Origin of the sequence: Desulfosporosinus sp. Sb-LF, from assembly GCF_004766055.1 — a bacterium.
GTDB lineage: Bacteria > Bacillota > Desulfitobacteriia > Desulfitobacteriales > Desulfitobacteriaceae > Desulfosporosinus.
This window is the reverse complement of the sequence record NZ_SPQR01000019.1, coordinates 1-19,265: the sequence shown is the minus strand read 5'-3', so window position 1 is coordinate 19,265 and position 19,265 is coordinate 1. Positions and strand designations below refer to the sequence as shown.

Below are 19,265 nucleotides of genomic sequence, written 5' to 3'. Positions count from 1 at the left end.
CCACTGACGTGTACACTTAGTAAAGCCTCCCCAGTTTCTGGTTAGAGATAGAATGATGCTGTGCATCTTGTGAATTGAGTGCGTGTGATTCCGTTAATGTAGGCGCTCATGATGGCGAGAATTTCGCTAACATGAGTGCTTACATTAACGAACAGAGATTCAGGTTGAGGAATTTCTCTATAATATAGAAGTTCGGGTGAGTTTGTTTGAGAGTAGTATAAATTTGTTGGACTAGTAAAGAAAAATGTGGTGGGTCAGGACTGAAGTTAGAGTTCAAGAGAAATGAGGAGGAAGAGGAAGATGGCAGAATGGGTAAAAGAATACCAAAGTAAGCTCGTTTCTCCAGAGAGAGCGGTAAGCGTTGTCAAAAACGGGGATTGGATTATGTACTCTTATGGTGCGAACACTTTGCCGATCTTAGACCGGGCCTTGGCTGCACGTACTCCTGAACTTCATGACATTCAACTTCTTGCTGGAGTTTCAATGCGCCCCCATGCTGTAATTAAAGCGGATCCTAAGGGAGAGCACTTTACCTGGAATTGTGTTCACCTCAGTGCAATTGATCGTAAATATCTTGAAATGGGAAGAGCCTTTTATATTCCGCTAAAGTACTCTGAAGTTCCACGCTATATTCGTGAGAATGTACGCGTTGATGTTATGATGGTTCAAGTGAGTCCTATGGATAGGCATGGTAATTTCAATCTGGGGCCTACGATTTCTCATTATCGATCGGCGGCTGACAAGACCAAAATTATTATCGTCGAGGTCAATGAGGATATGTCTATCGCCCACGGAGGGTATGGAAATTTTCTTCATGTTTCTGAAGTTGATTACATTGTTGAGGGTGGGCATACAGGAATGCCGCAGGTTCCTTCCGAAGATCCAAATGACGTGGATCGAAAAATTGCAGAATTTGTTCTCAAGGATATTAATAATGGAGATTGTTTGCAACTTGGAATTGGCTCGATGCCAAATGCCTTGGGGCAAATGATTGCTCAGTCCGACCTGAAAGACTTAGGGGTTCATACGGAGATACTTGTCGATAGTTTCGTGGATATGATGGAAGCAGGACGCATTTCAGGTATGAAAAAACAAATCGATCCTGGCCGGATTGTCTATACCTTTGCTGGAGGAACTCAAAAGCTCTATGATTTTATTGATAATAATCCACAACTGGCAGGTTATCCCGTGGATTACACCAATGATCGTGTAATTGCCAGTCTCAATAATAATGTTGTTTCGATCAATAATGCTCTCGAAATTGACCTTACTGGTCAAGTGTGTTCTGAATCAATTGGATCTCGCATGATCAGCGGTGCTGGTGGACAATTAGATTTCGTGGATGCGGCCTATAATTCTAAGGGCGGGAAAAGTTTCATGTGTATGGCTTCCACGTATACTGATCCAGATGGAAAGGTTCATTCCCGGATAAATCCCCTGTTAACGCACGGTGCAGTAGTGACGGATACCCGTTCCACGGTGCAATATGTTGTGACAGAGTATGGGAAGGTCAACCTTAAAGGGCAAACTATTTGGCAAAGAGCAGAAAAGTTAATCAGCATTGCCCATCCAGATTTCCGAGAGGAATTAATTCTCGAAGCACAGAAGTTAAACATTTGGCGGGAAAGCAATAAACATCTATAGAATAAAAAGACATAAAAATAGGCCATTGTCTAGCAAGACATGGCCTATTCGGCTATACAATGTACACTATCGACATTTATTTTTCAGGAAAATCAAATGTCGATAGTGTACATTCATCACAGAGGATAGGGAAAATTTCTGCATCATCTTGACCAGAAAAAAATATAGTTTTGTGGCAGCGCTCACAAACGACACGGTATGAATAAGAGAGATTTTCAGGCCTTTTTTCGTTTAATATCGTAGTAGCTGTTTCAACTGTGTTAAGAGCTGTATTCATAGTTATCCTCCTAATCGAAAATTCTACTATTGCGAAACAATATGCATAATTTAATACATAACTATCATTATAGCCAATTACGATTAATTTATACATCTTATGCAATATTATACCAGTGGGATAATGAATAAACATTTCTTTTTATAAAAGGTGTCAATTCGTAGCTGGAGCAGGTCTCCGTCAATGTAGGTGTGTTTATTATGTGGGAGGAGAGGAGTTTATCAATGGAAGGAAGCGAAGGAATGTCCATAAAAGGAAACATCAGTTTAGGCAAATATATAAACAAAACAATTGTGACGGTTGTTCCTATGATATCTGCTATGGGATTAGCTATTGCTTTCGTCATGCATCTCGATTTGAAAAAATCCGTGATCTTATTGCTATGTTTTCTTCTTGCCGGCATACTCATAGGGATACTTGCTTCATTAAAAAATTATCGTCGTTTTTAAAAACCTATCTATGTGATGGAACAAGGAATCATTCAGGTGGCTCAAGGAGATTTGACGCAGAGAGTTGAAGTCCTAGAATATAGCGATGTTGCGGAATTATGTATCCACGGTAATGCAAGTTTCGGAAATGGCTGCTGAAACAGCCGGAAATATTGAGGAGTCCACTAAGGAAGTGGCGGTAACTATGTAAATCATCGCTACGGCTGCTCAGTCTCTGGCACAAAACGCCAACTATCTTCAATATGAAGTGGAACGATTCAAGGTTTAACTAGCCATTAGTATAGACTGAATTATCCTCTCATGTCTACAATACATGCTAATTTAAAGATTTCTTTCAAAGAAAAAGTATCCGGGCTTCATGTTCGGGCACTTTAAGTAATCTTAACGTAAAATTCACAATTAATTCACCTTTTATTATTAATCCAAGTGTATACTAAGCCTAGGTCTTAATTAAGAATCGAAATAAACCATGGAAGAGAGGACGTTTTAATGTTTGGTTTTTTAATAATTCTGCTTTGTTTCGGTGCCTTTTTACATTGTAAGCATACGGGTTGTCATCCTTTTTGTTCGGTAAATTCTCATCAAAATGCTCTCGACATAGTCCGAGAACGTTATGCACGTGGGGAGATAAGCTCGGAAGAATTCAATGAACGAAAAAAGGCATTAGAATAAAGGGGGAGTAATAAATGATGCACGGCGGTGGATCTATGATGTATGGTAGCGGTCATCTAATGCGTGGATTTGGCCAAGGTTTCAGGGCTTATGGGAATAACGGGTGGATGGGTTGGCTTCCGTTAGCTTGTCACTTGATCTTTATGGTGGTCGTCATTATTATCGCTTTAATCGTCTTGCGTCGTCATCGTTCTAAGGTTAGAATCCTTAGAAAACAAAACGACCCTGCCTTAAAGATTCTGCGTGAACGATATGCCCTCGGAGAAATTGGCACCGAAGAGTTTAATCTGAAAAAGCAAGATCTTTCCAATTAATCTTTCGGTTGTGACCGAGCGAATCAGGCCGTGTAATATAGCGGGTGGAATATTGCTAAAGAGCTGTGACGAACATTTTAGTTCATTCACAGCTCTTTAATCGTTTACGGTGTTGTTATTTATAGCTTCATCTTGTTTCTTATGGATTGTTAGATTCAGGCTTCGCGAGGGTACTGTGATGGATACCATAGCCAAAATAGATGGCCAACCCAATCACAAGCCACACGACGAAGCGAATCCATGTGATAAGTGGAAGTTGAAACATTAGAAATAGGCAGAAAAACGCAGCTAAAATCGGAACCAGAGGTACCCAGGGAACTCTAAATGAACGATGAAGATCTGGCTGGGTTTTGCGTAAGACCATGACTCCCATCGAAACAAAGACAAATGCTGAGAGGGTTCCAATATTGACGAGTTCTGCAACGGTATTAATGGGTGTCACGCCAGCGATGATGGCGACAACAATCCCTGTCAACCAGGTACTAAGGAATGGAGTTTGATGCTTTGGATGAACATGCGAAAATATTCTTGGTAGCAGACCGTCTCGGCTCATGGCAAAGAACACACGAGTCTGACCATAGAGCATTACGAGTAAGACTGTGGTAATACCACCAATAGCGCCTAAAGAAATAATTCCAGCTGCCCAGTCTTGATGAATATAGTTAAGGGCAAAGGCCACAGGAGCTGCAACATCCAGTTGTTGGTAGGGAACTATACCAGTCAAAATCAGGGAAACAATAATATAGAGCGCGGTACAAACCACAAGTGAGGCAATAATACCTATAGGCATATCCCGTTTCGGGTCCTTGACTTCTTCAGCTGCAGTAGAGACTGCATCAAATCCGATATAGGCAAAGAATACAACGGCTGCCCCTCCTAATACTCCTTTAAACCCAAAGGGAAGGAAAGGGGTCCAATTGGCAGGCTTAACATACCGTGAAGCGACGACAATGAATAGGATAATCGCTGCAAGTTTGACAAATACAATAATGTTGTTAAAACGTGCTGCTTCCTTGACCCCCATGGAAAGTAGTAACGTAATTACCAAAGCAATGACCACTGCGGGGAGATTAAAAATGGCTCCTGGGGAAGAACCTAAAGCGCCAGTTGCCCAAACTGGGAGATGAATTCCGAAACCACTGAGCAACATTTGAAAATAGCCAGACCACCCGATTGACACGGTACTGGCTGCTAACAAGTACTCAAGGATTAGGTCCCACCCGATGATCCAAGCCATAAATTCTCCGAGTGATACATAGCTGTAAGTGTAGGCACTTCCTGCAACAGGGATAGACGAAGCAAACTCTGCGTAAACCAGGGCCGCAAAAGCACAAGCAATTCCTGAAATAATAAACGAAAGAATGAGGCCTGGGCCAGCATATTTAGCAGCAGCTACACCCGTTAGGACAAAAATACCCGTTCCAATGATCGCTCCAATTCCTAGCATTGTAAGATCTAGTGCACCCAGTGTCTTTTTCAGAGCGGCTTTGCCCTGAGTTTCAGTCAGGAGCTGTTCGATAGATTTTTTGCGTAAAAGGCTATTAATAATTATCATCTCCATTCTGTTTTATATCACAGGTATTATTCCCTGTTCTGATTTAATTCGACACTATTTCCCTTTTTCCTTTTGCGGGTTATTATAAGAATATGGAAATTAACACAGAGGAAACTCTTTCAGCATAAAATGGATAGCTACTTGGATCATAATTGGAATTTTGAGCTTGTTGAGTTAGCTTGTGTTTTAAGGGAAGAAGGAGGGATTCCATTGTATACACACGTTAAATCTGATCCTGCTCATAACCATGGAAGTGTCACCCACACGTCCAGTGATCATGAACATGCCCATCAATGTCTAGACATTACCGCGCCAGCCATATGGACTGAGGATGGAAGCCACGTTCATCATTCGGAAAGTTGGGTAATGTATGAACAGGGACATTCTCATTATTATAAAGCAGTTTCTGGACCAGCGGTTCCGTTACCAAATAACTACCATGTTCATAATTGGGATTTCTATACGTCGGTTTCTGCAGGACATCGTCATCATGTCAGCGGTCCAGATATGCCGGCACCGGGTATTTAAGCTATAACAAATAGCAAGTAGCTGAAAAATTTATATTGAAGGCTAAGCGGTTCTCGTTTATGATAAGTATAGAGTCAGTTGCAGGGATTAGGTGAAGTATCAGTAGCTGGCATAGTGAAAAAGATTCACTTCACGTTTGAACCAGGGGGTTATTATGGAACATTGTTCATCCTTAGGGAAAACGGCCTTACTTATTGCCATGGCCGAAGGAAGTATGACTGAAGATTATGTGTCGAATGCCAGAGACAAGGGTTTTGAGGTTGCGGTGGGTAAGGTTGGATCTATGGATGTACAAAAGGTCATAGCAGCGGTTGAAACTGCAGCGAAACGCGAGGGCCTTACGAATGAGCGTTATCGAGCCCAACATGCCCTTTACCATGCTATTCTCGATGCTCTGCAGGGGTTAGGCAGAGGACCACTTCAGCTCGGAAATGTTCTGCGTACAGTAGGACTTCGCTTTGCCATTGTCAAAGGGCCACGCACCCTTGAGGATTTAGATGATCTTTGGATTGCGGTCGGTATGTATGGAATGATTGGAGCGCCGATAAAAGGCCATGAACATGAGGTTTGTGGATTAGGAATTAATCATTTATGATTAGGTAAATCCTTCATTGAAGAATTTTAAGTAAAGTGCAATAAATCAGGGCATGCTCAGAGCTATTAGATGTTAGAGGGCTAAGCTGTAGACGAAAGTTTATGGCTTAATCCTCTTTTTTCATTGCTCTAAGGAGGAAGAAAATATGAGCGTAGTCTTAGCTGAAAACCTAGAGATTTTCTTAGATGGGGAATCACTTACGTTTGAAAAAATGGTGTCGGTGGCGCGGTACGGTGCCAAAGCACGTTTAAATCCAGCAGCAAAAGAAAAAATCCTGAAATCCAGAGAGTACGTCGACAACCTAATCGAGGGAAACAAAACGGTCTATGGAATTACGACAGGTTTTGGGATGTTTAGCAATGTCTTGATTTCAAAGGAAGATGCTAAAAAACTCCAACGAAATCTCATTATGAGTCATGCAACTGGGGTGGGTGAGCCCTTGCCATCTGAAGTAGTCAGAGGGATTTTGCTGCTGAGAGCTAATGCTTTAGCAAAGGGATTTTCTGGCATACGTCTCTCAACGTTGGAAACCTTGCTTGAGGTGCTTAATGCGGGTATTGTCCCTGTTGTACCTGAAAAGGGCTCGCTCGGAGCGAGCGGGGATTTGGCTCCCTTGTCCCATATGGTTTTGGTCTTGATCGGTGAGGGGGAAGCGTTTTATAAGGGGCGTCGAATGAGTGGTCGGGAGGCACTAACTCAAGCGGGACTAGAGCCAGTTATCTTAGAAGGGAAAGAGGGCCTTGCTCTGATCAACGGGACCCAAGTTATGACGGCAGTTGCAGCTCTCGCCGTTTGGGATGCGGAAATTTTATGGGAATCTGCAAATATTACAGCGGCTTTGACCTTTGAAGCGCTCGAAGGAATTCACGATGCGTTTGATCCGAAAATCCATGCTGCGCGTCCCCATTCTGGTCAGATAGAAGTGGCCCAACAAATTCGACTTCTTACCGAGGGGAGCACGTTTGTGGCCGGAAAACAACGTCTCAGGGTACAGGATGCTTACGCCCTACGTTGTATTGCCCAAGTACATGGCCCTTCAGGGGATGCTGTGGAATATGTAAAAAAGGTTGTGGAGATTGAGATGAACTCTGCAACTGATAATCCTTTGATCTTTCCTGAAGAGGGAGAAGTACTCTCGGGCGGGAATTTCCACGGCCAACCCGTGGCCTTAGCGATGGACTTTTTGGGAATTGCGGTGGCAGAACTTGCTAATATCTCCGAGCGACGCTTGGAACGTCTGGTTAATCCAAACTTAAGTGGATTACCAGCGTTTTTAACTGCTGATGGGGGATTAAATTCGGGATTCATGATTGTGCAGTATTCTGCAGCTTCACTGGTTTCCGAGAATAAAATCTTGGCTCATCCAGCAAGTGTGGATTCGATTCCTTCCTCGGCAAATCAAGAAGATCATGTAAGTATGGGAACGATTGCTGCCCGTAAGGCTCGAAGTATCTTGGAAAACACGGTTAACGTTTTGGCTATGGAACTTCTAGCTGCCTGTCAGGGTGTTGATTTAAGAAAAGGAAAAGAGGAACTCCAGCTTGGGAAGGGAAGCGAGGGCGCTTACCAGCTTGTTCGTACAAAGGTAAGCACACTCGGAGAGGACCGGGTCATGTATCCAGATATTCAAGTGGCTAAAGAGTTGGTTTCTTCCGGGAAGTTAGTCACGGCGGTTCGCCGGAAACTGCAAGCCGAAGCTTAAGTTTGCCTAAGATCAAGCAAAAGATCTTGAATCTTACATCAGTTAAGATAGGGTCTTAATGCTGTAGGATCAACAAATGGATCAGGGTAAAGGTTTCGGAAATGGGTACACTATAAAAGAAAGGGAATGTCTTTTTATATAGAACGTTATTTCTATATAAAGGACAATCCCTTTCTTTTCTCTTTTAGAATAACTGCTTTCACGGGGTGGCACCCATGTATACTTTTCCTTGACACATAGCATAGGGGGGTATACTATATTATTGTGAGGTGATTACATGAAGTCGAATGAAAATCAAGCCCTTCCCTGTCCAGCTTGTCAGAGTAACGGCGAGAATTCTGGAGAGCGGATAAGCCATCATGACGATAAAACAATCAAAGAACTCGTAACGCGGATGAACCGCATTGAAGGACAAATTCGGGGAATTAAAGGAATGATCGAACGTCACGTTTATTGCGATGATATTTTGAACCAGATCTCTTCTGCTCAATCCGCCTTAGATGGGGCTTCACGATTACTGTTGGAAAAACATATGAAATCGTGCGTCAGAGAGCGTCTTCAGAGTGGAGATGAACAGGTTATTGATGAGGTTCTTAAAACTATTTTTCGTATGAATCGTTAGAAGAATATTTAGCCCTATCTGAAGTCTATGTTTAGTTTTAGCTCTTAGATATTTGCTCTTAAGGAGGGATACTATATATGACAGAACAAGCAGTTCGAGAGAAAAAAGAGATTCAAGTCTATGGCATGACCTGTCAACATTGCGTCAATCACGTCACAAAGATTTTGAAGAAATACCCAAGTATGGAGAATGTACATGTGTCTTTAGATGATTCGAAGGCCACTTTTGATTGTGATCCGATTCAAGTCAACTTGGTGGATATACGACAAGAAATTGAGGAAGCCGGTTATTCTATGGAAAAACCGGCCGATGTGCAGGTAGGACAGGAAAACGCGGAAAACGCCGAAAGCTCGGAATGCCCTGTAAGCGTGGAAGATCCGAAGAATGCAGGCAACAAAAGTAACATGGAAACCTCAGTGCGTTCAGAACTTCTAGAGAAGATTGAAGCAACAGCGCTCACATCTGTTGCAGGAGACCAAAAACAGCTGTTCAAAATCAGTGGCATGACCTGTGCAAATTGTGCTTTGACGATTGAAAAGGGTTTGAAGTCCATGCCGGGGATTAAATCAGTTGCTGTAAATTTTGCTTCGGAAAAACTAACCGTGGAACTCGATCCTATGGTGGTGAAGGAGGAAACTCTCCTTGCTAAGATCAAGGACCTTGGGTATGCTGCACAAAGTCAAAATGCTGGAAAGCAACAATTTAAAGTAGGCGGAATGACGTGTGCTAATTGTGCCTTAGCGATTGAGAAAAAGCTTAAAGGTACCCAAGGAGTACAAAACGTTGCGGTAAACTTCGCGAGTGAGTCGGTTTCAGTGGAGTTTGATCCAGGTGTTGTCAATATGCGAGAAATCTTTAAACAAGTGCGAGATGCGGGGTATCTTCCTTTTGAAACTGCGGACGAAAATCAAGATGATCGTACCGCTGTCAAACAACGTAATTGGCTGATTTTCAGTGCGGTTTTTTCATCGCCGGTTATGCCGTTGATGTTTCTCCCCATGTCCAGACCCATAATGTATACGATTCTTGCTTTGGCTACAATTGTTCAGTTTACGGCCGGTTGGACCTTTTATCGCGGAGCTTATCACGCCTTGAAAAACCGCTCTGCGAATATGGATGTTTTGGTAGCCTTGGGAATTACAGCCGCTTATGGGTATAGCCTGATGACGACGTTGCACATGTTCTTCCCGGTGTTATTTTTCGAGGGCCCCAATTTCTTTGACACGTCTGCTTTGTTGATCACTTTTGTGCGTTTCGGTAAATATCTGGAGGTTAAAGCGAAAGGGCGGGCTGGTCAGGCCTTAAAACGACTGCTGGAGTTACAGGCTGATAAGGCGCGCTTACTCGTCGATGGACAAGAAAAAGAAGTAGCGGCATCCGATTTGAGAATCGGGGATCTTGTCCTCGTGAAATCTGGAGAGCGAATACCTGTAGATGGAGAAATCATGGAAGGACAAGCAAGTATCGATGAAGCGATGCTGACAGGGGAATCCATCCCTGTTGACAAAAAGGTGGGCGACCCTGTGATCGGAGCCACGATTAATCGATCGGGGAGCATTAAGGTAAGAACGACCAAAACTGGTCAGGATACCGTCCTTTCTGGAATCATTAAAATGGTGGAAGATGCCCAAGGGGTTAAACCCCCGATTCAACGGCTAGCAGATACAATTTCTAATTATTTTGTTCCCACAGTCGTTTCAATTTCAGTCATTACCTTTTTGATTTGGTACCTGGCCTTTCAGAGTACGTTTATATTTGCCTTCACGGCTGCGATTGCTGTTTTGGTTATTGCTTGTCCCTGTGCATTGGGACTGGCCACTCCGACGGCGATTATGGTGGGCAGTGGGGTAGGGCTAAACCGTGGTATTTTATTTAAATCTGCGGCTGTACTTGAGGGAATTGCTCACTTACAAGTGATTGGGTTCGATAAAACGGGGACATTGACCAAAGGAACTCCTGAGGTGACAGATATCATTCCGTATGATTCTTATACAAAAAAGAATGTTCTAAAAATTGCGGGAGCGGGTGAAAATCCCTCGATTCACCCGCTGGCACAGGCGGTTGTTGCTAAGGCTAAGAAAGAACAGCTTGTTATCCAAGAGGTGGAGAATTATTCGGAAGAGGGTGGCTACGGAGTCACTTGCGCTTATGAAGGTCAGCAGTTACTTATCGGTAATATTAAGCTGATGAACTTGAACCATGTGGATGTGCAGGGAGTAGAAAAGGACTTTCAGCGCCTGGCTGAAGAGGGTAAGACAACTAGCTTTATCGCACTAGGGGGTCGGGTGATAGGACTTATCGCCCTAGCCGATGTGGTTAAAGAAAGCACAAAAGAGGCTATTGAACGGTTGCATAAGCTAGGGTTAAAAACCTTCATGATCACTGGGGACAATAAAAAAGTCGCTCAAATGGTAGGAGAACAGGTCGGGATCGATGAAGTGATGGCCGAAGTTTTACCTCAAGATAAGATAAATATTATTAAAAAGTATCAAGACCAAGGCTTTAAAGTCTCAATGGTGGGGGATGGAATTAATGACGCACCAGCCTTAGCCCAATCCGATGTTGGAATTGCCATTGGCTCAGGAACCGATGTAGCCAAGGAAACTGGGGATGTCGTTTTAGTTCGCAATGATCTCATGGATGTTGAGCGAGCGATTCGTTTAGGGCGAAAAACACTTAGTAAAATCAAGCAAAACCTATTTTGGGCCTTGATTTACAATACGATTGGTATTCCTATTGCTGCTGGCGCCCTTTACCCTTTAACTGGCAAGCTTTTACCGCCCGAGTGGGCTGGTCTGGCTATGGCCTTCTCGTCCGTATCCGTCGTCACCAGCTCGCTTATGTTGAGAGGGTATGACAAAAAGCTGGAAGGTTAGAATAATTGTTAGTTGAAAGCTGAGAGTTAAGGGTTAAAGTTATTAGTTAATCGTTGATTTTCCTCTCGAATATTTTTGGGTGTATCTTGGGAGGATGTGTATACTAACTTATGCTTGTCGAAATTTCTAGTTACATTCAGGAGAAAATCAGTCTATTACTTTGATGAAGTTATTGTTCATCTGGCCTCTGGCCTCTGATCCCTGACTTCTGATTTAGGAGGTGAAAAGGAATGAGCCAAACTATTTTGAAGATTGAAGGCATGACGTGTAACCACTGCAAGATGAGAGCTGAAAAAGCGTTGCAAGGGGTAACCGGCGTAGAAAGTGCTAAAGTCGATCTCGAGGCCAAAGAAGCTGTCGTAACAGGAGAAGTTGACCACGCAAATCTTGTTAAAGCAGTTGAAGAGGCCGGTTACTCGGTAGTGGGATAAGTCTTTTTTTATTGATATGACTACCAAATGACTCAAAATAATTTAGTTGATTCACAGTAACGTAGAATATTAGTCAAAAAGAACCGCTCAGGCGGTTCTTTTTGCAATGTATAAATCGAAGTTCCTATTATTCGAAGTTAAGTTAACGCGGCCGGGCCCATGTGGCACCTATTTTCTGAAGTGCTATCTTCTCCATCTGGCCTGCAGCGGTTTGACGGAAGCGAGCAATCGGTTCATCCATGGGTTCTTGGGAGAGGCGAAAGGTGCCCCAATGCATAGGAATGACCCATTTAGCCCCCATCTCTTCAGCCATTTGCCAAGCTTGTTCAGGTGTCGCATGACGGGCTTCGAAAGACTTCGGAGAATAGGCCCCTATCCCCATGATGGCTAGGTCAATGGAAATCCCAGACAATTGGTCAAGGATTTTTTGGCTATATCCCGTATCTGCTCCGAAGAAAATGTTCACACCGTTTTTAGATAAAAGATAACTATTAGCAGTCATTTCCTTATGCCATGGTAAACGTGCTCCCCAATGTTTTCCTTCTATTGATTTAACTTGGACTCCTGAGTAGGTTCTGCTTTCTTGCCAGTGTATTTCAGAAACGGATTGAAAACGAAGGTTTTGCCACAAGGGAGATGTGTTTTTGGCTGTAACAGCTATTGTGTTGGGGGACTGAAGTTGCCGTAACGTTGGATAGTCAAAGTGGTCTGTATGGGCGTGTGAAAGTAATAAAAGATCGACAGGTCCAATCTCAGAGACACTTAAGGCGGCGGGTTGAGTGCGTTTAAGACCGACTGTGAAATTGGCTATGGGGGTAATGCCAATTCGCTCTTCTAGAGCTGGATCAATCAGGATGCGTGTACCATAAAAATTAAGAAGGAAACTAGCATGTCCGAGCCAAGTTAGGGTGAAATCAAGGTCTGACCAGTTTGAAGGGACTGGTCGTGTATCGATAGAAGCTAGAGTAAGTTCCGTTTGCTCGAATTGAGATCGGAAGTCGTTCCCTACCGGAGACAAGGTAAATCCGCTGACCATGACTGCTGTTCCCCAAAAACCTGCGCGTAAGATTTGTCGCCGAGTCCATTTCTTGACAGGTTTATTTCCCGTAGAGGGAGTTTCCTTAAATCTATTCAAAAGGGATCACCTCGCATCACGATGTTTTAGTATTTGAACTTATTCAAGGTCATCCTGAATTTTCCTTGTTTCCCTTTGGAAGATATAGTTTCTTAACTTCATGGGGCAATCTCTTGTTTTAGGATTATTTTTAACAATAGTTGTAACCAAAGTATAGATGATTTTATTCAGAAAATCCCGCTTTACAGTCAGAATGATTATGTTATCTTTGGACAAACTAAATTTGAGGTGATGATCATGCCAAGAAATGATGGCAATAAAGATAAGAATGAGGACCTAAAGAAAATAGAATTAACACTTCGAAACATCCATAAAAATGAAGAATTTTTAGCAGAAAACGCTGGAGAACTTACTTCACATCAAATCAAAGATGTCAAAGCACATTTAGCATCGAAGAAGAAACACCTAGAGGAAACAGACGGTACAATTAAATAGGAGCATAGGCTCCTTTTTTTGTACAATTAAATCCGAGCTGATCCCTTTTGCTCATTCTTTAGCTATACGGACACTTGCGATCCATGGCCGGCGAATATCAGTGCCACTAGGCAGTCGCCTTCGGCTTGGCGTTCGTCTGGCCTTATTTAGACTATTTCCTCACGAAAATATTTTAGTCGAAGCAAGCTGAGCAAAGGTTGTTGTACCTTAAATTGAGTAAGAGGGATATCCCTAGATATCCCTCTTACTATAACCCGTGTCACCCTTTTGGGTTAACGTTAGATTTTGGTTCCACCTTTTAAATGTTCTTCTGCGAATTGAATCATCCGCTTGGTCATTTGACCACCGACAGAACCGTTTTCACGACTTGTACGATCGCCGCCCAGTTGAAGGCCCATTTCGTTTGCAACTTCATACTTGAATTGATCCAATTGTTGTGAAGCTCCTTGAGCTGCTGGTGTGTTAGTACTTCTTTCTCCTGCCATGGTAGGTGCCCTCCTTTAAATTTTAAATTTGTGTACTGGAACATTCTTATTATGTGTTATGGAACTTTTCTTACTCAGGTAATTATTACTACAATATAGAGAGGTTTCCTTTTATGGATGGTAGTAAATATTGAGTTATTCACTATGGGAAGCTAATCGTGAGGCATTAAGAAGGTTGATTTTAACTGACTCAAGGTTTAAAATAACACTATGATTGACATTGGTGAGAGAATTGGAGGACTCAAGAATGAGCTTGAAGATGAAGGAACCGGTAAACACATGGACACATTTTATTGCCTTTGTAGCAGCAATTGTGGGACTTGTTTTCCTTATTTTCTTGAGTAGAAACAATTTGTCTAAACTCATTACTATGACGATATATGGGATTAGTATGATCGCTCTTTATGGGGCCAGCTCTATCTATCATTGGGTTCGGACCACACCTCAGAAAGAACTTCTTTTGAAAAAGGTGGATCATATTGCCATTTACTTTTTAATCGCAGGCTCTTATACGCCAGTTTTTTATTATGGGCTCGAGGGAGCATGGCGCTGGGCAATGCTTACTGCAGTTTGGACCTTGGCCATAATTGGAATGGCATTAAAAATCTGGTTTATCCATGCACCTCGCTATGTTTCATCAGCTTTTTATGTCTCGTTAGGCTGGATTGCTTTGGTTCCCTTCTTACAACTTATTAGAAATTTACCTTTTGGAGCGATTATTCTTATGGCTGTTGGCGGAGTGGTTTACACCATGGGTGCTATCATTTACGCCACTAAAATCTTTGATTTTTTTCCGAAACGTTTTGGTTTTCATGAAATATTTCATTTGTTTATTGCAGCAGGCAGTGTAGTACATTTCCTGATGATACTCATTTATATTGTGCCGATGACCGAATAGGCTCATACGTATGGAAGCGAAAACTGTTGTAGATCAATTAACGATATCTTTAATTAGAAAAAGGAGGAGTGACAATGTGTTTGTCACTCCTCCTGAGTATCCTCTTCGATAGTTTATTATTTAAGTATCTTCTTCAGTGCAGAAAGAGGCTGCCTCTTCCGCACTACAATTCCCATAAACGAGTTTCATTAACCCAGGGTAGAAAGTGTCGAATCCTAGTACACCATTCCAAAGAATATTTAGTACCTGATCTTTAGACGGTACTGCATCTGCCAGATCAAGAAATGTACGATATCGAATTTCACCGTTATCCATATCCATTTCAAAATTACCGTTCGCAAGTTCATAGTTAACGCGGCTCATGAAATCACAAACCTCAAGGCGTTTTGAGTGGGGGATCTTTTGGTCAATATGCGTGTTGCAAAGTAAGGATTCTTGCTCCTCATCAACCAAAAGGAAAGCATGGAAGTTAGTGTTAACGCCATTAATATCAAGTTTGATGATCTCATTCTTGTTGTCAAAATCAAAATCCCAGCCATTTTGGTTTAGAATTTCATAAAGCATCCGAAACAAGGACATGTTTACCATCCTCCTATATATGCGCTTGCTTACCTACATTCCACGTGAGGCTGGCTAATTCCTTCTGAAAATGAGTGTGTCGATAAATATCTCAGAGCGCATTTGATATTACCAACTTCAAGGGTGGTAGAGTTGATCTTGCCTTTTCAGGAAGGGGTTTCTGGGTGTAAATAGCTTGCACCGAAAGGAAAAGGTTTGAGGTTATTCACTTCTGCGTGTTATAATTGATTTTTAGTATATTCATAGATCAATGAATTTGAATAGAATGTATAACTAACATAAGCTAAGGAGTTAAAAACATTGAATCAAACGGACTTAAACAAAGAAATTAATGCCCGTCGAACCTTTGCGATCATTTCCCATCCGGATGCAGGGAAAACAACCTTGACGGAAAAACTGCTACTCTTTGGAGGTGCAATTCGCGAAGCCGGATCCGTTAAAGCTAGAAAAGCAGAACGCTATGCCACGTCGGACTGGATGGATCTTGAACGGCAGAGGGGTATTTCTATTACTTCTAGTGCTCTGCAGTTTAAGTATCAAGGACACATCATCAACATCCTAGATACACCTGGTCACCAAGATTTCAGTGAAGACACTTACCGAACCTTGACAGCTGCTGATAGCGCCGTGATGCTGATTGATGCTGCCAAAGGGGTTGAGACTCAGACCAAAAAGTTATTTCATGTTTGCCGCAAACGTGGAATCCCTATTTTCACTTTCATTAATAAGTTTGACCGTAATGCCAAGGATCCTCTAGATTTAATGGATGAAGTAGAAAAAGTACTGGGAGTTGAATCATATGCCATGAATTGGCCTATCGGCATGGGTCCGGATTTTAAAGGCATTTACGATCGGCAGACAGGGCAGGTGGAACGATTTATTGAAGGAAGTACCAAATCAAATGCCAAGCCTCCTATATCTGGCGCTCTCAGTGATCCTGATGTACAAGAAGGTATCGGAGAAACTCTGCTGAAACAGCTTAACGAGGAAATCGAGCTGTTGGAGCTAGCTGGAAATTCCTTCTCCCAGGAGCGGGTAGATCGCGGAGAAGTAACGCCTGTGTTTTTCGGCAGTGCGCTCAATAACTTCGGAGTTCCTAATTTTTTGCATAGTTTCATTGACTTAGCACCAGCCCCGCAACCCAGAAGCACTAATATGGGTGAGCTGAACCCTGAGATCCCTAGCTTTTCGGGGTATATATTTAAAATACAAGCTAACATGAATGCTCAACACCGAGATCGTATCGCATTTATTCGGATTTGTTCTGGTCGCTACGAACGGGGTATGAATGTTATTCATACGCGTACCCATCGTAGACTCCGACTTGCTCAGCCTCAGTTGTTGTTTGCTCAAGAACGAACGATTCTCGACGAGGCATTTGCAGGTGACATTATCGGGGTTCATGATAGTGGATCTTTGCGAATTGGGGATGTTCTCTCAGAAAAAGATGGACTACAGTTTGAAGCAATGCCTTTCTTTAGCCCTGAAAATTTTGCCCGTATTAATATTGCTAACGCCTTAAAGCGAAAGCAATTTATTAAAGGAATTCAGGAATTACAGGAAGAAGGGGCCATTCATGTATTTAGAGATCTCCATATGGGAGTAGAGGCTCCGATTGTCGGTGTTGTCGGGCAATTGCAGTTTGAGGTGTTAGAATATCGTTTGCGTGAAGAGTACGGGGTAAAGGTCGATATTCAACACCTTCCCTATGAAATTGTTCGTTGGGTTGAAAAGGATGAAAAGACGCTCAAGTTGCTTACAGAATCCAGCATGAGTACAGTAACGCTGGATAAAGATGAGAACTATGCTGTTCTGTTATTGGATGACTGGAAAGCAAAATGGTTAAGCGAACGTTATGACATTGAATTTTATATGCAACCACAGACTATGACTATCGAGTAAACGACCATCCTTGGCTGTTGCCAACTTACTGGTGAATACTAATTGCTAACGTAAAAAGTCTGGGATTATCCCAGACTTTTTAGTTTTCTGTACCAATTATTAAACTTCATTTTGTACAATTTTCAGTTGAGTTCCAAACGTATGATCTAAAAGGATGTGTCCACCGAGCGACTCTCCAAATTCGCCATCGATAAGTATATTTACGCCGTTAATCCCAGGGAGTTGGGTCAATGACCAAACAATGGATTTAATCGTTATATCTTCTTCTAAAGCCCCACTAGGGAAATGATCCTGTATATCTCTACTAAAGTTAATAGTAGCGACGTTATTTTGAATGATTACCGAGAGCACTTTTGTTGTTGATGGGATAGTTGGGGTGCTTTTGCCTGATTGAGGACCACGAATAAGTTCACGTAAGATAAAGGTGGCCTTTTGGGAGAGGTCTGATTTTGCCCATATTGAGTCATGAATTTCACGGTCTTCAGGGATAAGACTTTCTAGGGTATCATTTGGGTAATAGAGTTTATAGGTGTTTTCGGTAGCAGATGGGGGACCTTCTGGCGCAGAGGCAGTTGGTGAATTCTCGGGGACACCCATTGGGTGGTCATTGAAGTAATGTACAATTCCAGTACCAATGGCATCGGCGACTAAATCCCTGTAATGGTCAGTCAACAAGAGTTTTCTTTCCTTTGGGTTAGAAATAAAACCCACTTCGACGAGAACGGCCGGCATTTTCGTTTGTTTGATTATATAATAATCGCCAGCTTTAGCTGGGCGTTTATTATTGGGTTGGAGTTGAGTTAACTGTCTTTGGATTCCTTCAGCTAGAACTTTTCCAGTTGATGATTTTAGATGGTAGTAGGTTTCCATTCCGTATGTATTCCTTTGGGGAAAGCTGTTGGCATGAACGCTTATAAATAAATCCGCATTATTTTTAGAAGCTATAGAAATTCTGTTGTTCAGTTCAGCTCGTTTGGCCATTCGGCCCACAACAGCCCCCGGGAGAAAAAAATCTTTATCCACCTCACGAGTTAGGATCACGGTGCACCCCTTTGACTCCAGAACTTTACGTAAACGTAAGGATATATCCAAATTTACGTCTTTTTCCTTAAGGCCTGAATTCTGTGCGCCAGGGTCAGCTCCGCCATGTCCAGGATCTATGACGATCACTTTGTTTTTTAAATCTGAAGAGAATACCGAGGTTAATTTAAATGATCCTAATCCGATTAATGAAATAGCCAGGACTATAATGGCTCCCAATGCCCAGGTTTTGCGGATTAGCAGAATGATCGGCCGCTGAAACATTAAGCTCACGCTCCTCTCTAAAGAGTTATCACTTATGTATATTGTGAGTAAGCGCGCCGTAAACATAAATTTAAAGATAATCTTAAAGTGGGTTCTCCAAGGATTAGTTTAAGAAAGACGGTGGGAAATATGGTTTGGATTATGGTTTCGGCTGTGGTAATTATACTCAATATTCCATTTGGCTATTGGAGAGGGAATGTTAGAAAATTTTCTTGGCAATGGTTTATATCGGTTCATTGTCCTATACCACTTATAATCTTCCTACGCATACGATTAGGTCTGGGATGGGAGTGGACGACGTATCCTATATTAGTAGGAGCTTACTTTATTGGACAATCGTTAGGCGCAAAGTGGTATAAGCTTTGGAAGAGATCCATGCGTGTGAGCAGCTGTCTAATCTGCGATATCTTGCGAAGCCGATGGCTAATAATCATATCTCGCTAAATTCATCGGAGGAATTACGTTTAAATATCTGTTGTGAATTTTAGCCAACTGTTCAAACTGCGGAATGAGGTGCTAAGAGAGTTAGGATATCGAGTTGAATAAAAAGTCGAATATACGTAAATAATAGTTGACAGCACCAACAGGAAATGGTATTATAACTAAGCGCCACAAAGACGCAAACCGATTGAAAAAGGTAAGGTGTAAAACCTTTGAACTAATCAATCAGAACAAACAAATTAGTGATTGACAACGCGAGTTGAAAATGCTAAGATGTGATTCCGGCCCAAACGGGTGCTGGAAACAAAATTTAAACCATGGTCTTTGAAAACTAAACAACAAGGACAGCCAATGAGAGAAACTCGCAAGAGTTTCAAAGAAACAATGAGCAAGTCATCATCTTCTTCAATACAGAAGTTG

Annotated in this window: 20 protein-coding genes; 13 read left to right on the top strand and 7 right to left on the bottom strand. The window is 42.2% G+C overall.

Features of this window, described 5'->3' with window-relative positions:
• Positions 1-300: 300 nt before the first annotated feature.
• Positions 301-1,644 (top strand): acetyl-CoA hydrolase/transferase C-terminal domain-containing protein, encoded by a 1,344-nt coding sequence (locus E4K68_RS18715; RefSeq protein WP_135380433.1) that lies wholly within the window; start codon positions 301-303, stop codon positions 1,642-1,644.
• A 76-nt stretch (positions 1,645-1,720) separates the two neighbouring features.
• On the opposite strand, the gene E4K68_RS18710 is transcribed toward E4K68_RS18715, so the two are convergent.
• On the bottom strand, positions 1,721-1,921 hold the full coding sequence (locus E4K68_RS18710) for a hypothetical protein (protein ID WP_135380432.1): 201 nt from the start codon (positions 1,919-1,921) through the stop codon (positions 1,721-1,723).
• Positions 1,922-2,145: 224 nt separating this feature from the next.
• Between E4K68_RS18710 and E4K68_RS18705 the strand changes: the two genes are divergently transcribed.
• From E4K68_RS18705 to E4K68_RS18695, 3 genes are all read left to right on the top strand, one after another.
• Positions 2,146-2,370: a hypothetical protein gene (locus tag E4K68_RS18705; RefSeq protein WP_135380431.1), complete on the top strand. Its 225-nt coding sequence runs from the start codon at positions 2,146-2,148 to the stop codon at positions 2,368-2,370.
• Between the two features lie 489 nt (positions 2,371-2,859).
• Complete coding sequence (locus tag E4K68_RS18700; protein ID WP_135380430.1) at positions 2,860-3,042, top strand: SHOCT domain-containing protein; 183 nt, start codon at positions 2,860-2,862, stop codon at positions 3,040-3,042.
• 14 nt (positions 3,043-3,056) lie between these two features.
• Entirely contained in the window at positions 3,057-3,356 is a 300-nt protein-coding gene (locus E4K68_RS18695) for an SHOCT domain-containing protein (RefSeq protein WP_135380429.1), read from the top strand.
• A 139-nt stretch (positions 3,357-3,495) separates the two neighbouring features.
• Here the strand turns inward: E4K68_RS18695 and E4K68_RS18690 are convergent, their stop codons facing one another.
• Positions 3,496-4,917 carry an amino acid permease gene (locus tag E4K68_RS18690; protein WP_282433013.1) on the bottom strand — a complete coding sequence of 474 codons (1,422 nt, stop codon included), beginning with the start codon at positions 4,915-4,917 and terminating at the stop codon, positions 3,496-3,498.
• 204 nt (positions 4,918-5,121) lie between these two features.
• On the opposite strand from E4K68_RS18690, the gene E4K68_RS18685 reads away from it, so the two are divergent.
• The 6 genes from E4K68_RS18685 (at position 5,122) to E4K68_RS18660 (ending at position 11,665) form a co-directional block, all read left to right on the top strand.
• On the top strand, positions 5,122-5,439 hold the full coding sequence (locus E4K68_RS18685; RefSeq protein ID WP_243450449.1) for a YmaF family protein: 318 nt from the start codon (positions 5,122-5,124) through the stop codon (positions 5,437-5,439).
• Between the two features lie 154 nt (positions 5,440-5,593).
• A complete protein-coding gene (locus tag E4K68_RS18680; protein WP_135380427.1) occupies positions 5,594-6,034 on the top strand; it encodes a HutP family protein in 441 nt (146 codons plus the stop codon).
• Positions 6,035-6,179: 145 nt separating this feature from the next.
• Entirely contained in the window at positions 6,180-7,736 is a 1,557-nt protein-coding gene (gene hutH, locus E4K68_RS18675; protein ID WP_135380426.1) for a histidine ammonia-lyase, read from the top strand.
• Positions 7,737-8,013: 277 nt separating this feature from the next.
• Positions 8,014-8,358, top strand: coding sequence for a metal-sensitive transcriptional regulator (locus E4K68_RS18670; RefSeq protein WP_135380425.1), 345 nt, complete (start codon positions 8,014-8,016; stop codon positions 8,356-8,358).
• A 77-nt stretch (positions 8,359-8,435) separates the two neighbouring features.
• The gene (locus tag E4K68_RS18665) at positions 8,436-11,234 is read left to right on the top strand and encodes a heavy metal translocating P-type ATPase (RefSeq protein ID WP_135380424.1); all 2,799 of its coding nucleotides are present in this window, start codon (positions 8,436-8,438) and stop codon (positions 11,232-11,234) included.
• Between the two features lie 230 nt (positions 11,235-11,464).
• A complete protein-coding gene (locus E4K68_RS18660) occupies positions 11,465-11,665 on the top strand; it encodes a cation transporter (RefSeq protein ID WP_135380423.1) in 201 nt (66 codons plus the stop codon).
• Positions 11,666-11,807: 142 nt separating this feature from the next.
• Here the strand turns inward: E4K68_RS18660 and E4K68_RS18655 are convergent, their stop codons facing one another.
• Complete coding sequence (locus tag E4K68_RS18655; protein ID WP_243450448.1) at positions 11,808-12,800, bottom strand: MBL fold metallo-hydrolase; 993 nt, start codon at positions 12,798-12,800, stop codon at positions 11,808-11,810.
• A gap of 237 nt (positions 12,801-13,037) precedes the next feature.
• On the opposite strand from E4K68_RS18655, the gene E4K68_RS18650 reads away from it, so the two are divergent.
• Positions 13,038-13,235, top strand: coding sequence for a hypothetical protein (locus E4K68_RS18650; protein ID WP_135380422.1), 198 nt, complete (start codon positions 13,038-13,040; stop codon positions 13,233-13,235).
• 278 nt (positions 13,236-13,513) lie between these two features.
• On the opposite strand, the gene E4K68_RS18645 is transcribed toward E4K68_RS18650, so the two are convergent.
• Positions 13,514-13,720, bottom strand: a complete 207-nt coding sequence (locus tag E4K68_RS18645; RefSeq protein ID WP_135380421.1) for an alpha/beta-type small acid-soluble spore protein — start codon at positions 13,718-13,720, stop codon at positions 13,514-13,516.
• Positions 13,721-13,967: 247 nt separating this feature from the next.
• Here E4K68_RS18645 and E4K68_RS18640 point away from each other — a divergent pair, with 247 nt between their 5' ends.
• Positions 13,968-14,618, top strand: coding sequence for a hemolysin III family protein (locus tag E4K68_RS18640; protein ID WP_135380420.1), 651 nt, complete (start codon positions 13,968-13,970; stop codon positions 14,616-14,618).
• Positions 14,619-14,738: 120 nt separating this feature from the next.
• Here E4K68_RS18640 and E4K68_RS18635 read toward each other — a convergent pair whose 3' ends face one another.
• Positions 14,739-15,197, bottom strand: coding sequence for a YbjN domain-containing protein (locus tag E4K68_RS18635; protein WP_135380419.1), 459 nt, complete (start codon positions 15,195-15,197; stop codon positions 14,739-14,741).
• A 300-nt stretch (positions 15,198-15,497) separates the two neighbouring features.
• Between E4K68_RS18635 and E4K68_RS18630 the strand changes: the two genes are divergently transcribed.
• Positions 15,498-17,099, top strand: coding sequence for a peptide chain release factor 3 (locus tag E4K68_RS18630; RefSeq protein WP_135380418.1), 1,602 nt, complete (start codon positions 15,498-15,500; stop codon positions 17,097-17,099).
• 99 nt (positions 17,100-17,198) lie between these two features.
• Here the strand turns inward: E4K68_RS18630 and E4K68_RS18625 are convergent, their stop codons facing one another.
• Both E4K68_RS18625 and E4K68_RS20855 read right to left on the bottom strand, forming a co-directional pair.
• A complete protein-coding gene (locus E4K68_RS18625; RefSeq protein ID WP_135380417.1) occupies positions 17,199-18,404 on the bottom strand; it encodes an N-acetylmuramoyl-L-alanine amidase in 1,206 nt (401 codons plus the stop codon).
• A 680-nt stretch (positions 18,405-19,084) separates the two neighbouring features.
• The coding region (locus E4K68_RS20855) for a hypothetical protein (protein WP_206751217.1) at positions 19,085-19,265 on the bottom strand (181 nt) is incomplete at its 5' end.